This window comes from Halomicrococcus pelagicus (assembly GCF_050954125.1).
Genome location: NZ_JBPBWC010000016.1, coordinates 37574 through 51305 on the forward strand (window position 1 = coordinate 37574; position 13732 = coordinate 51305).

The 13732-nt window shown below is 55.3% G+C and carries 10 protein-coding genes; 7 read left to right on the forward strand and 3 right to left on the reverse strand.

What is annotated here, in order from left to right:
• Positions 1-3: 3 nt before the first annotated feature.
• A complete protein-coding gene (locus ACRYA2_RS20735; RefSeq protein ID WP_433632604.1) occupies positions 4-1698 on the reverse strand; it encodes a thiamine pyrophosphate-binding protein in 1695 nt (564 codons plus the stop codon).
• A 94-nt stretch (positions 1699-1792) separates the two neighbouring features.
• On the opposite strand from ACRYA2_RS20735, the gene ACRYA2_RS20740 reads away from it, so the two are divergent.
• The gene (locus ACRYA2_RS20740) at positions 1793-2803 is read left to right on the forward strand and encodes a C-terminal binding protein (RefSeq protein WP_433632607.1); all 1011 of its coding nucleotides are present in this window, start codon (positions 1793-1795) and stop codon (positions 2801-2803) included.
• Between the two features lie 17 nt (positions 2804-2820).
• Here the strand turns inward: ACRYA2_RS20740 and ACRYA2_RS20745 are convergent, their stop codons facing one another.
• Positions 2821-3780, reverse strand: a complete 960-nt coding sequence (locus ACRYA2_RS20745; RefSeq protein WP_433632609.1) for a D-2-hydroxyacid dehydrogenase — start codon at positions 3778-3780, stop codon at positions 2821-2823.
• Positions 3781-4009: 229 nt separating this feature from the next.
• On the opposite strand from ACRYA2_RS20745, the gene xacF reads away from it, so the two are divergent.
• The 5 genes from xacF to ACRYA2_RS20770 all read left to right on the forward strand — a co-directional run bounded on the left by xacF (position 4010) and on the right by ACRYA2_RS20770 (position 10644).
• Entirely contained in the window at positions 4010-5461 is a 1452-nt protein-coding gene (gene xacF / locus ACRYA2_RS20750; RefSeq protein WP_433632611.1) for a 2,5-dioxovalerate dehydrogenase, read from the forward strand.
• Between the two features lie 315 nt (positions 5462-5776).
• Positions 5777-7192 carry an extracellular solute-binding protein gene (locus ACRYA2_RS20755; RefSeq protein WP_433632614.1) on the forward strand — a complete coding sequence of 472 codons (1416 nt, stop codon included), beginning with the start codon at positions 5777-5779 and terminating at the stop codon, positions 7190-7192.
• 310 nt (positions 7193-7502) lie between these two features.
• Positions 7503-8471, forward strand: a complete 969-nt coding sequence (locus ACRYA2_RS20760; RefSeq protein ID WP_433632616.1) for a carbohydrate ABC transporter permease — start codon at positions 7503-7505, stop codon at positions 8469-8471.
• 66 nt (positions 8472-8537) lie between these two features.
• A complete protein-coding gene (locus ACRYA2_RS20765; RefSeq protein ID WP_433632619.1) occupies positions 8538-9377 on the forward strand; it encodes a carbohydrate ABC transporter permease in 840 nt (279 codons plus the stop codon).
• 58 nt (positions 9378-9435) lie between these two features.
• A complete protein-coding gene (locus ACRYA2_RS20770) occupies positions 9436-10644 on the forward strand; it encodes an ABC transporter ATP-binding protein (protein WP_433632621.1) in 1209 nt (402 codons plus the stop codon).
• A gap of 166 nt (positions 10645-10810) precedes the next feature.
• Here the strand turns inward: ACRYA2_RS20770 and ACRYA2_RS20775 are convergent, their stop codons facing one another.
• Positions 10811-11557 (reverse strand): fumarylacetoacetate hydrolase family protein, encoded by a 747-nt coding sequence (locus ACRYA2_RS20775; RefSeq protein ID WP_433632624.1) that lies wholly within the window; start codon positions 11555-11557, stop codon positions 10811-10813.
• A 583-nt stretch (positions 11558-12140) separates the two neighbouring features.
• On the opposite strand from ACRYA2_RS20775, the gene ACRYA2_RS20780 reads away from it, so the two are divergent.
• Positions 12141-13379, forward strand: coding sequence for a mandelate racemase/muconate lactonizing enzyme family protein (locus ACRYA2_RS20780; protein ID WP_433632627.1), 1239 nt, complete (start codon positions 12141-12143; stop codon positions 13377-13379).
• The last annotated feature ends 353 nt before the right edge of the window (positions 13380-13732 follow it).

The following is a 13732-nucleotide window of genomic DNA, read 5'->3' on the forward strand; positions in this document are numbered from 1 at the left end:
TTCTCAGGACGGACTGATTCCCGATGAGTACTGGCTTGCTTCGACAGCTGAGGGCTCGGTACGTGGGATGTCGACGTTGATCACCGTCGGTCTCTCCCTGTCCAACGCATCGGTGAGCGCATCGCGTACCGCTGTCCTGGACTCAACATCGATACCCCGGCAGCCGAATCCTTCGGCGATGGCAGCGATGTCGGGCGAACTCCATTCGAATCGGTGACCGTCCGCATATTGATCAATCTTCGGCGATTTACTGATGATACCATAGTCACTGTTGTTGAACACGACTACGACAACGTTGAGGCCGTGCTCAACTGCGGTATGAAGTTCAGTGAGGCACATCATTAGCCCCCCATCGCCTGTGAGTGTCACGATGGGAACATCCGGGTGCGCCAGTTGTGCGCCGAGGGCAGCGGGCAAGCCGACACCCATGCCTGCCCAAGAACCAGCAGTGATGTACTGGTGATGATTGTATGCCTCAAACACTTGCTTCGACCAGAGGCGGAAACCGCCGATATCCGTCGTCACTATCGCCTCTCGGGGAAGGACATCACGAACTGTTCGGAGTACGCCCGGTGTGTTCACTGGCGAGTCCGATAGTAACCCTCTCTCCTCAAGATTGTCGATGTACTCTGCACGGGCACTCGATGCAAGTTCCGCACCGTCCCATGACTCGCTTTGACCGGTGGTGTGACGGATGTCCTTCAGCAGCCGCTTACCCGCGCTCTCAACGTCGTCGACAATGGCGATGTCAGAGTCGTAGGCAACGTCGATATCGGTCGGATCGAGATTCACGTGAATCAGTGTTTCGCCCATCGGAAGATCCCAGTTCGCAGTGGTAATGCCGTCGAAGTCCGTCCCCAGCGCGAGCACGGTATCCGCCACATCGAGGACTTGTCTTGCGCTCTCCGGGAGGTGTTTCGCGGTTACGCCGAGGAATCGACGGTCATCCTCGGGAAACACGCCCTTCCCCTTGTACGAGGAGAGGACCGGCGCATCGAGCGTCTCGGCGAGGTTTGTGACGATCTCGCCTGCACCTGTCGACCGGCGTGCACCACCGCCGACGTATACTATCGGCTGTTTCGCGTTCGCGAGCGCTTTAACCGCGTCGGCGTACGCCGCCTCGTTGTCGTGTTGTATCGTCTCTGGGGTGACTGAGACTGTCGACGCTTCGAAGGTAGCTTCGAGCAGACTAGACGGCACTCCGATCCGGACCGGGCCATACGGAGGCGTCAGAGCAAGCTCGATGGCGCGTTCGACTTTCTCCGTCAGTTCGGCCTCGGTCTCCACGTTGACGTTCGCCTTCACGACGTTGTCGTACGTGTCAGACTCGATCTCGTGGATTGGCCCTTTGCCGCGGTCCTCCGGATCGATATCCGCCGAAATATGGATTATAGGAACGCAGTCCTCGTAGGCGTTCTTGAGGCCGTGCATTGCGTTCGTATCGCCTGGGCCTGGAACAGTGAGCGTCGCCGCGGGATTGTCGCTCGCCTCGTAGTATCCCCAGGCGACATGCGGAATCGAGGTTTCGTGGCGCGCCATCACGTACTCCATCTCGTCGCGCTCGGCAACAACGCGATCGAGCGGGAGCGTCTGCGTGCCGGGGAGGCCGACCAAGAGTTCGATGCCAGCGTCAACCAGTGCGTCGTAGACGTGGTCGCCACCAGGCTTCGAGTTACGGCTCTCGCTATGAGTCGCCATGGTTTCGCCATTGTCGCTCTGAGTATAATAGTTTCGGGGTAAAGTCTGGCACTATTCCTAGGTTTTATCAGGAGCTACCGCGCAGACACGTCACATGTCATCGTCCTCTGATCGATTGACCGTCGGCGTTACCGCAGGCAGTGCATTTGATTTGAGCATCGAGCGAGAAGTGTTCAACGGAATTGACACTACGTTCCGGACGGTCGATGTCCGGTCGACCGATGAGCTCATTGAGAAACTCAACGGCGTCGATGCGGTCATCGATCGCGTATTGAACGCCCCGTACACGGCCGAGGTCGTGACCGCGCTGAACTGTGACATCATCGCCCGCTGCGGAATTGGTGTTGACAAGATCGATCTCGCCGCCGCCGCCGAACAAGGCACGTACGTAGTGAATGTCCCGAGCTACTGCGAGGAAGAAGTTTCAGAGCATGCACTCCTCCTCATTCTCGCACTCGAGCGTAATCTCGTCAGCTACGACGCGGATCTCAAGCGCGGTCGATGGGAGAAAGGCATCGGTTCGATACCCATTCATCGACTGCGAACTCGTACGCTCGGGTTAGTCGGATTCGGAACTATCGCACGACTCGTCGCCAAAAAGGCGCAGGCACTCGGCATGGACGTTATCGCAACCGACCCGTACGTCAACGCCGACGAGATGAGGGATTACGGCGTCGAGAAACAGTCGTTCGACGAAGTGGTCGAAACCGCCGATACGGTCTCCGTCCACGCCCCGTTGACTGAGGAAACTGAGGCCAAATTCGATGCGGACGTTTTCGCGCGCATGAAATCCGACGCCTATCTCGTCAACGTCGCGCGTGGCGGTCTCGTCGTCGAATCGGACCTCCAGCGGGCGTTACAGAACGGAGATATTTCGGGTGCCGCCCTCGACGTGTTCAGCACGGAACCGGCGGATCGATACGACGGGACATCGCCGACGTTCGAGAGCGAGTTCCGCGAGTTGGACAACGTCATTCTCACTCCCCACATAGCCTGGTATTCAGTTGAGGCAAGCGATGAGAAGCGTCGGAAGGCGGCGACTGACGTCCGAAGAGTCCTCGAAGGCCGGAAACCACACAATGCGGTTAACGAACCTCTGGTCTGAGATAATCGGCTTCCGTGTTAGATAACCCGATTAACGAAGGCGTCCATCTCATCAGCCAGGTATCGTTCGTAGTTTGTCGCGAAGATTTCCGCACTGCGCTCCCAGTAATGTGGTGTCGACCCGGCCATGTGCGGTGTTACGATAACGTCCGACAGGTCCCATAGCAGCGAATCCTGCGGTAGCGGTTCAGGGTCAGTAACATCGAGGGCGGCTCCACGGATCTTCCCCTTCTGAATCGCTGTGATCAAGTCGTCCTGGTTGATGATCGGGCCGCGACCGATATTGATTACCACGGCATCCCGTTTCATCGAGGTGAATTCTTGCAGGCCGAGGAGCCCTTCTGTTTGATCGGTCAGTGGACAGGCGATGGCGATGTAGTCGCTCTCGGCGAGCACGTGATGGGTCTCGTCGGGTGGAAAAACCCCGTCGACAGCATCAGGGGCAGTCGTCGTATCGCGTTTCGTCCCGAGAACGGTCATCCCGAGTGCGGATCCAAGCTCGGCGATTCGGCCACCGATTGCGCCAACGCCGAGGACGCCCAGTGTCTTGCCGCGGAGTTCACCGCCGCTGTAGTGCTGCCAGATATTCTGGCGTTGCTGTTCGATGCCGCGGTGAAGGTTCCGCTCGAAGACAAGCATATACCCAAGCACCTGTTCGGCGATAGGGTTGGCGTGAACTCCTGCGGCGTTCGTGAGGACGATACCCATCTCCTCGATTCGGTTGAGGTCATAGCTGTCAACGCCGGCGTTGAGGGCCTGTATCCAGTCGAGGCTGTCCGCGTGGTCGAGCAATTCGGGGGTGAGTGCACGGGTAATAACGATGTCCGCTGACGCTATGCGGGCGAGAGCGTCGTTGTAACTTTCGGCGAGTTGCAGGTTGACATCCGTCACTTGACGATTGATTTCGCGGGCGAGTTCGGATGGGTCTCCACTGTGCGGTACTTCGGGTAACAAGAGGGTGGTTGGCTGGTCAGCCATACTACCGTAACCGAGCGCACACGGGATAAATCTAAGGTGGAGGTGAACACTGAATCTCTCTGCTATGTTGCAGACAACAACAACTTTTAGAGGAGGGACATCATTCATCCTTCAAGGCAATCCAGCAAGAGCAGAGTCCGAAATGCCGCCTGCTACCCAATGAAATCACAATGTGCAGGCTCAGGTTGCCTTTCCGAACACGGTACGGACGACACGGCATCATCGACATATGACACAGACATACCAAAACTACATCGACGGCGAGTGGACCGAAGCTACGACCGGCGAAACGTTCGATAACCGGAGTCCCTCGAACACCGACGAGCTAATCGGTCGCTACCAGCGCTCTTCGGAGGAGGACGCAGTAGCGGCGGTTGAGGCTGCAGTCACTGCTGCTGATGCATGGGCTGACACACCCGCGCCCGAGCGGGGACGTGTTCTCGAAGACACCTCTCGCCTACTCGCTGATCGAAAGGACGAGTTGACCGAGACGCTGTCCCGTGAAGAAGGAAAGACGCTGGACGAGGCCTCAGGAGAGGTCCAGCGGGCGGTCGATATCTTCCAGTACTATGCGGCGAAGGCCCGGGACCTCGGTGGAAGAGTAAAGTCGCCGAGTGCGTCGGACCAGAACCTCTACACGGTTGAGGAACCGCTGGGGGTTACTGCGCTAATCACACCGTGGAACTACCCGATAGCCATTCCGGCATGGAAAATCGCTCCCGCGCTCGCGACCGGAAACGCCGTGGTGTTCAAACCCGCGTCCCTTACTCCAGAGATCGCTCGAAATCTCGTCGAGTGCCTCGATGAAGCGGGACTTCCGGATGGGGTTTTAAATTACGTTACCGGGTCCGGAAGCGAAGTCGGTGGTGTCCTTACCACTCACGAGAATGTGGATGCAGTCTCGTTTACGGGGAGCGCCAAAGTCGGTGACCACGTCTATCAGAGCGCAACCGAGGACCAGAAACGGGTTCAGCTGGAGATGGGAAGCAAGAACCCGGCCGTCGTAATGCCGAGCGCCGACCTTGACGAGGCCGTCGACATCGTTGCAGCGGGTGCGTTTGGCGTGACTGGGCAAGCCTGCACCGCTACGTCGCGCGCTCTCGTACACGAGCGCGTGTACGATGAGTTTGTGGACCGAATCGTCGACCAAGCGGAGGAAATCGAAATCGGCCCAGGAACGGAGAATCTAGATATGGGGCCGCACGCAAGTCGTGACGAACTCGATAGTACCCTGGAGTACGTTTCACTCGGTAGCGACGAAGGGGCGACACTGCTGACTGGTGGTGAACGCCTCGATGGTGGTGGCTACGATGATGGATACTACGTCGAACCGGCTGTGTTCGCCGATGTCGAACCCGAAATGCGTATCGCTCGAGAAGAAATCTTCGGTCCGGTGCTTTCGGTTATCCCGATTAGCAGTCTTGACGATGCCATCGAAATTGCCAACGACGTTGACTTTGGGCTTTCGGCGAGCATCGTGACGTCTGATCTCCGCGAGGCTAACCGGTTCGTCGAGGAGGCAGAAGTTGGTGTTGCCAAGGTCAACGAGAAGACGACCGGACTTGAACTCCACGTACCGTTCGGCGGTGTCAAGGGGTCGTCGAGCGAGACGTTCCGCGAGCAGGGTGACGCCGCTCTCGATTTCTACACACTCCCGAAGACCGTCTACATGTCCTACTGAGCAGATCATAACTTCACATCGCTTCTCGTTACGATCACACCCGCTACTAAGCGCTTTTGCGAGGGGTGGTGTGATGGTATCCTCCGATATCGTCGTGGTACGTCTGCTCCGGGATAACCACGGCATCACAATCTGCCGATTGGTCGTTCTTCGGTTAGTTTCCGAGTGACTGAAAATGAGATCTTTAGCGTCGATTCGGAAGTCAATCGGTTGAATTGTGACCCGACTCTCCATCCTCCGATAGATAATTCTGCTATTATTGCGGGTGTACCATCAGGTACTTTTATATTGGTAGATGGAATTATAGGAACGTGTATGCCACAGGGTATCAATAGGCGCAGATTCGTAAAAGCGGCCAGTGCGGCTGGGATTGCCGGGATAGCAGGTTGTATAGGAAGCGACTCAAACAACAGCCAGAATCAAGTAGACTGGGCCAGCTGGTCGAAGCCAAAATCGATTGCCGACAGAATTTCGGGCGAGAAGTACGTTCCGCCCGAATTCAATAAGGACCAGGTCAGCAACGGGATTAAGTACTTCAACCTCGGGTCGATGAAGCACGACCCGGCAACCAAGTGGTTCCAAGACCGGTTCAAGAAACGAACCGAAATCAACGTCTCGCCGATCGTCGTTCCCTCAAAACAGGCCAGTGGCAAGATAACGACCGTGTTGTCCTCACAATCGAAGTCGCCGGTCATAATGCAGGTCGATCGCCAGATGTATCTGGATTTCGTCGAACCGGGCTGGCTCGAACCGGTCGACGACCTTTGGAACAACAAGGCCTACGAGTACTTCCCGCGCGCATTCAAGGAAGAGTTTGTGACGGACATCGATGCATCGAGGGACGGCGAACACATCTACATGAGCGTTGCCATCGCAGAGGGTTCACTTCAGAACTACCGGCCCGACTTACTGCAGGAACTCGGATTCGAGGCGGACTTCCTGAAGCGGCCAACTTGGTCGGACATCCGCGAGGTTTGTGAGGAGGCAAAATCTCAGAGCAAAGACTACCACGGCTACGTCTGGTACGGAGGCGGTGTACGGTATCCCTCCTACCCCTGGATGCTTCGGGTCTGGTCGCAGGGAGAGAACATCGTCAAAGACGATGGAACCGTCGTCGTGAACAGTGAAGCAGGCGTCAACGCGCTCGAGGAACAGGTGAATCTCATCGAAGAAAATCTGGTTCCTGACGTGCTCCAGTACGGTCAGGGCGGTCCGGAGGATCTCTTCCTCTCGGACAGGGTCGTCAGCTACGTCGGCGGGTCGAAGATGATCCCGATGGCTCTGGAGGAGTTGGGCGCTCCAGGCGAGGCCTACGACCTCGGCTTACCGGCGAAGGCCGACAACAACGGCGAACACACCACGTTCATCGGCACGGACTGTCTGTGCATCAACCGGTACGCCCCAGCGAAGAAAAAGCGCGCAGCGAAGGTCTATCTAGATGGCGCTCGGAGTGCCGAGGCCGAAGCGCAGGAGTTCATTCAGGAGGGGAACATGCCGACTAACAGCGCCGCGTGGGACATCGTCGAACAGGAACAGGAGGAAATCACGCACTTCAAGGACATCGTCCAGGAATCGATCCAAAACGCACGGGAAGGAATGTGGCCGCGCCAAATCCAGACGATCGAAGAAGCTATCGTCCCGAACCTCCAGAAGGCGTGGGGCGGGAACACGAAACCAAAGGCGGCGCTGAACAACGCCCAAGAGATGATTGACGGCGTCCTCGATCAGTAACCTTCGCTCGCAGATTGAGTGGGTTCGTACGGCGTCGGCTACGCTGCCGGTGACGCATCGTGCTGTATCTCGTGCTCTCCTACCGTCTTTCTCTGCGATGTAGGGCACAGCTTGTAACGAATGCTGAGAGGATCGATTGCCTGTATTGACGGAGGTTCTGCTCATCGACTCTTGGAGCAAGGTGTTGATGAGGCTGTCCGAAGATTGTAGTATTCCGTGCATCGCACGTTCGGTTAGAATGTTGGCTCTCGGAAAAAATGAAAGGAGTATTATGGGAGGTTTTATACTGTTTGAAAGAGGATATTGGACTATGGTATCGCGGACCATATCATCGGTTTACGAACAAGTCAAAGGTCTGTTCACAGACGAAGAACCCGGTGAAATAGGACCGATACGGGAGTTCATAAACGATAACTTCATGAAAGTAGTCCTGTTTCCGCCAATAACCCTGTTGGGGATCCTCGTCGCTTTCCCCGTAGGTTATCTCATCTGGACTAGCGTCCACAGTATCAGTCGATACGGCGGCCAGGAATTCATCGGATTACAGAATTACGTCGATATATTCCAAGACCCGATGTTCTTCATGTCGTTGCGCCACTCAATCCTATACACGCTGGGATCCGTGACGCTCGCATTCCTCATCGGGTTCACCTGTGCACTCGCGCTAAACAAGATTGTCAATCAGCGAATTCGAAGTTCGTTCACGGTGTTAATCCTACTCGCCTGGGCAGTACCGCTTGTGGTTACGGGCCTCATCTGGCGGTTCATGCTCCACGCCGATTACGGCGTCGTCAACGCCATCCTCGTCGGAACTGGGATCACATCGGAAAACTTACCATTCGTTACCGAGCCGACACTTGCGTTCATTTCAGTCGTGATAGTAGACGCTTGGTCTCGCGCCCCATTCGCGACGATCATCCTCCTTGCCGGCCTCCAGACCATTCCAGACACGCTGTACGAGGCCGCGACGGTTGACGGGGCGACTGACTTCGCGAAGTTCCGTGACATCACGCTGCCACAGATCAAGCCGTCGGCCGGCGTCGCGCTGTTAATCATGACGATGTTCGCGTTCCGCACGTTCTCGATTGTCTTCTCGCTCACCCAAGGCGGACCAGGGAACGCAACGGAAGTGCTTGCGACGTACATCTACAGTTCCGGTGTTAAACAGCTTCGACTCGGTTACTCGGCAGCACTGTCAATCGTCATGATTCTGATGACGCTGATCATCGTGGCACTGTACGTGAAAATGATACAGGAAGACGCGCTGGAAACTGCGTAAGTGATATCAATGTCAATCCAAGACTCGTTCAACGACTCGGAATGGCGGTACAACGCTGTACAGTCAGTGGCAAAAGCAATCCAGAGCAAGTACGTCGTGTTCGGCGTCCTCACTCTGGCAGTGCTCTACTTCACGTTCCCGATCTATTGGACGTTTGCCTCTTCAATCAAGACGATGGAAGGGATTCACACCTTCCCGCCGAATCTCATTCCACAGCAGATAACCGATCCAGTCTGGAAAAACTACGTTGAGATGTGGACGGAGCGTAACTTCAATCGATTCACTCTCAATAGCTTGATTATCGCGATCTCGACGACCGTGATTGTGATGATATTCGGGACGCTCGGCGGATACGGGTTCTCCCGGTTCCGGTTCCCGTACGACGATTACGTCTTCATCGGCATCTTGGGAGCGCGACTACTGCCACCAATCGGAATGCTGATTCCGTTCTATCGGCTGTTCGGCGAACTCCAGCTTCTGGATACCCGAATCGCCTTGATTACGGTGTACACCTACATGAATCTACCACTAGTGATCTGGCTGATGCGCAACTTCTTTATCTCGATTCCGAGTGACCTCGATGAAGCGGCGTACATCGATGGGGCAACTCGATTCCAGACGTTCAAAGACGTCATCCTCCCACTGGCGAAGCCGGGAATCGCCGCTTCGGCGATTCTCGTATTCCTGTTCTCGTGGCGGGAGTTCCTGTTTGCGTTGGCGCTGACCTTGAGCCCTAACTCGAAGACGCTCCCTGTCGGGGCGATGATGATGGTTGAAGACGTCGTCGTCATCTGGAACTTCTTGGCCGTCGCAGGCTTCCTAGCGATGATTCCGGCGCTGGTCTTCGTCATCCTGTTCCAGCGTCACATCGTTAGCGGACTGACTGCGGGAGCAATCAAAGGATAGGTATGGTTCAACGTAACATACTTAACGAATCGCACTAAAAAAACATTCATTACAACCCATGTCTGACAGCCACCCCGAAACGTCGATCGAATCCACGACCCAGAGCATAGCGAGCCAAGCGTCCGGCGGCCAAGTGGAACTGCGCGACTTGACCAAGATCTACGACGACGGTGAGGATAGCGTCGTCGCCGTCGATAATATGAACGTCACCGTCGAAGACGGAGAATTTCTCGTGTTCGTCGGTCCGAGTGGCTGTGGCAAAACCACGACCCTTCGCTCGATTGCTGGCCTCGAAGAGATCACGGACGGTGAGATTCTGATTGAAGACGAAAGCGTGGCCGGGAAGGCACCGCGACAGCGTGACATCGCGATGGTATTCCAGACGTATGCGCTATATCCACACATGACCGTTCAAGAGAACATGGCCTATCCGCTGAAGGTCCGGGGCGTCGACAAAGCGACGCGTAAGCAGAAAGTACGAGAAACCGCGGAGCTACTGCAGATTTCGGAGCTACTCGACCGTCAGCCGAAGGACCTCTCCGGCGGCCAGCAGCAACGAGTCGCACTCGGGCGTGCGCTAGTCCGCGAACCCCGGGTGTTCCTGTTCGACGAGCCGTTGAGCAATCTCGACGCGAAGCTCAGGATTAAAATGCGTACCGAGCTGAATCGGCTCCACGACAAGATCGGAAAGACGTCGATCTACGTCACGCACGATCAGGCCGAGGCGATGACACTCGGGGATCGTATCGCGGTAATGAACGACGCCGAAATTCAGCAAATTGCCCCGCCCCAGCAGGTTTATGATAAGCCCGCCAACCAGTTCGTTGCGGGCTTCATCGGCAGCCCCCAGATGAACTTCTTCGATGTCGAGGTCCATTCAGGTGGCGGGATGCCAGTGATCGACACTCAGAGCTTCACACTCCCGTATCCCGATTGGATGCGCGACCGAATTGATCGCAGTTCGAGTGACGGATTTGATGCGGTGTACGGAATCCGACCGGAAGACATCTCTATCTCCTCTCTTCGAAGTGAGTCCGTCAGTGATGTGGAAAACGCGATTACCGCAGAAGTTCTGGTGATCGAAGAAATGGGATCCGACTTCTTCCTCACGATGGAAAAGGACGGAGTGGAGTTCCAAGCAATCGTCGAACCCGAAACGGCCGTGTCACAGGGAGACACGGTCACGCTCTCGTTCAACGAAGACAAGTACCATCTATTCGATAATTATGGTGGGGAGTCGCTCGTTTACGGTTCTCAGGGTCGCTAGACAATAGTCCCTGTTATTTCTGGAAGTTCTCAACTACGCATCGAATGCGTATTCATCGATGAGAAATGACTGAGAGAGGTACCGCGATCGGGACTCGACATGGGCAACCCCGGCTCGCGTCTCTGTAGATTGGATATCGAAAGCGGATACGTCAGGAGGTATCGAACTAACTCGGTGACACAACGGTGTTACGAAGGGTTCCAATCCCTTCGTACCAGACTTCCACCGTGTCGCCGGGGTCAAGAAACCCCGGGTTAGCAGGACTCCCAAACGCGATGACGTCCCCGGGCTGGAGCGTAACCCGGTGTGAGAGCTCTGCGATAGCTTGCGATGGACCGCGATGCATTTCGGATGTTCTGCTCTCTTGGCGGACTTCACCGTTGATGGTGGTGCGCATCTCTAGCGATAACGGGTCCACGTCCGCAATCACCGGACCAAGCGGTGCAGAGGCATCGAAAACCTTCATTTTAGTAATTCCTGTTTGGTCCTTGGCGTCCAGATCATTCAAGATTGTATAGCCGCGGACGACGTCAGACACATCCGTGGCATTGACGTGTTTGCACTCCTGATCGATGACGGCTGCGAGTTCGCCCGCATATCCGAGGGAATCGGAGAATGTCGGATAGGGTATGGGTTCGCCGGGACCGACCACGGAGGTACCACCCTTCAAGAAAAAATGAACTTCGTCCGGAAACTCCGCATCGTGGCTGAGATTCGATTGGATAACCTCGGCGTTCTCCTCGAGGTACGATGGATAGTTACGGCCCAGACAGTAGACGGTCTGCGGTTGACATGGCGGAAGCAGCGTCGCCTCTTCACCGAGAGTGTACGTCTCCTGAGCAACGGTCACCGTTCCGTTATCGAATTCACCAGTCAGGACTTCACTTCCGGTGTCTATGCGTGCCACGGGCATATTGCTTGAGTCAACATCCTGACTTATAGTCTTTGCTCAGCAATAGAACCGTTCTCTTTAAACGTGGACGGCTTCAGCGAGCTATACTCACGAAACTTCGCATCCATCACAAGCCACCACCCGGCGCGCAGATGAGTACAGAAGCCATTCCCCTGCACCTCTACCCTACTATAATCGAACCCCGAGAAAACAATTAAGTAATAGAAGATAGTAGAGTCACTAACATGGCATCACAAAATACGGCGAGATACCTGCCAGCTAGGGGTACAAGTTTCCTATTGGCGGGAATTAGTGAGAACTCTTGGGAATTCTAATAATCCAGCCATGACCTCGGCAGCGAACCCTGAAAAAGCGTACAACAATAAGCGACGTAAGTACCACGGCAGGAAAACGGCATTTCTTCCTTACAACCATGTGCAAAAGTCATCGAGTAACAACCGTTCGTCGAAGGAGCGCCGAGTTCGACCAGACCGATGCCCAGTCTCGAATGTAACCACCAGACATGCCGCTAATTACGGAGGGCAAATGAACCGTTCGCACACGCCCTGAAACACTAACCAACTTATACTACCTAACACCAATCATGAAAATCACAAACGTCACGGCCCACGGACTGTCATCGCCGATTCGACCAGCCCGCGAACATGAGTTCTCAGGAGGAACTCGAAAAATCCTGAAGCGCGATTTCGTATTGGTTCTCGTCGAAACTATAGACGGTGAAGTCGGTTACGCTCCCGCCGGAGCTAGCAGTTCCGCGATGCGCGAGTACTTCGATGGCGCGACGCACAACAACTTCGTCAAGGTTATCGACGACGTCATCGCACCCACGCTCGAAGACGAAGAAATCGACGACGTGACAACAGCCCACAACCTAATCGACGATATCAACATTCCCGGCTTCCTCCGTTCACAGATCATCAGCGCGATTGACATTGCGCTCTACGACCTCATCGGCAAACGCCAGAACACGCCAATCTACAAACTACTGCTCAAGCAGAGCGATGTCACCGCTGACCCCAACCGGACGCTTCCGCTCTATGCTAGCGGTGGAATGTACATGCCCCCTGAAGGGTATGCTGAAGAGGCGGCCGGACTCGCAGAGTATGGGTTCTCCGGGTACAAGTATCGTCCCGGTCTCGGTCCCGAAGATGATCTTCGAGCGATCAAGCTCATCCGCGAGGCAGTCGGTGACGAGATGGACATCATGGTTGACGCCCACACCTGGTGGAAGATGGGCGAGAAGTCCTACAGTCCTGATCAGGTCCAGGAACTCACCGCTAAATTTCAAGAATACGATGTATATTGGGTTGAGGAGCCGGTCAAGCCCGATGCCCATTCTGAGTATCGAAAACTTCGCGATGCAACAGGGACACCGCTTGCTGGCGGTGAAAGTAAGGAGTCACCAGAGGGCCTGAAACAGCTTGTCGACACAGGAGCTGTCGACTTCCTCCAAGGTGACGTTCGCCATCACCGCGGCTTCACCGGGTGCTGGGATGTTGTCCAGTACTGTCAGGAGACGGACGTCACCTTTGTCCCTCATCATTTCGGCACCCAGCTCGGACTCGTCGCGAATGCACACTTGGTTGCCGCTGCCCCTGGTTCTGAGTTACTCGAGTACCCCGTCTTCGAGTCAGACCGCCACCCGGGAATGTATCCGTTCCCACTTGCGGATGACATCTTGCAGTCACCGTTCAATGTTGAAGGAGGGGAACTTACGGTTCCTGACGATCCTGGACTTGGCGTCGATATCAACCTTGAGGTCCTTTCCGAGTATCCTTACAAGGAAGGTGCGTGGACCGAGTTCCACTACGACGAAGAGTAAGCAGTCGGTGTTGAGTGTGGTTCCTCATTCTTGTGATTGATGGGGATTAGGGCTATCGTTGACATCCTCCACGGCCTAAAAGCCGTGGTATTGTGCCTATTTAATATATCATCGGTGTTCTTCTGAGTGAATACCTCTATAGCTGTTTTCGGTCGTTGATGTTCTATTTCCAGTTTGGCTTCCTCAGCGGGAATATACAGTGAGACTTACGCGGGGGGCACGAGTTGTTATCAGGGACTCTGTCCTCACCTCACTATTTGTGCTGCAATAGGATGACCAGAGTTGGGTGACCTGAAAATAGTGCTTCGGAAAGAGCGAACCTGCTTCACCAGCTAACTGTGTAAAAGTATTTA

What these genes read in the sequence shown, in the direction of transcription:
- ACRYA2_RS20735 (WP_433632604.1), bottom strand. Translation starts at nt 1,698, where the DNA reads ATGGCGACTCATAGCGAGAGCCGTAACTCGAAGCCTGGTGGCGACCAC.
- ACRYA2_RS20740 (WP_433632607.1), top strand. Translation starts at nt 1,793, where the DNA reads ATGTCATCGTCCTCTGATCGATTGACCGTCGGCGTTACCGCAGGCAGT.
- ACRYA2_RS20745 (WP_433632609.1), bottom strand. Translation starts at nt 3,780, where the DNA reads ATGGCTGACCAGCCAACCACCCTCTTGTTACCCGAAGTACCGCACAGT.
- xacF (WP_433632611.1), top strand. Translation starts at nt 4,010, where the DNA reads ATGACACAGACATACCAAAACTACATCGACGGCGAGTGGACCGAAGCT.
- ACRYA2_RS20755 (WP_433632614.1), top strand. Translation starts at nt 5,777, where the DNA reads ATGCCACAGGGTATCAATAGGCGCAGATTCGTAAAAGCGGCCAGTGCG.
- ACRYA2_RS20760 (WP_433632616.1), top strand. Translation starts at nt 7,503, where the DNA reads ATGGTATCGCGGACCATATCATCGGTTTACGAACAAGTCAAAGGTCTG.
- ACRYA2_RS20770 (WP_433632621.1), top strand. Translation starts at nt 9,436, where the DNA reads ATGTCTGACAGCCACCCCGAAACGTCGATCGAATCCACGACCCAGAGC.
- ACRYA2_RS20775 (WP_433632624.1), bottom strand. Translation starts at nt 11,557, where the DNA reads ATGCCCGTGGCACGCATAGACACCGGAAGTGAAGTCCTGACTGGTGAA.
- ACRYA2_RS20780 (WP_433632627.1), top strand. Translation starts at nt 12,141, where the DNA reads ATGAAAATCACAAACGTCACGGCCCACGGACTGTCATCGCCGATTCGA.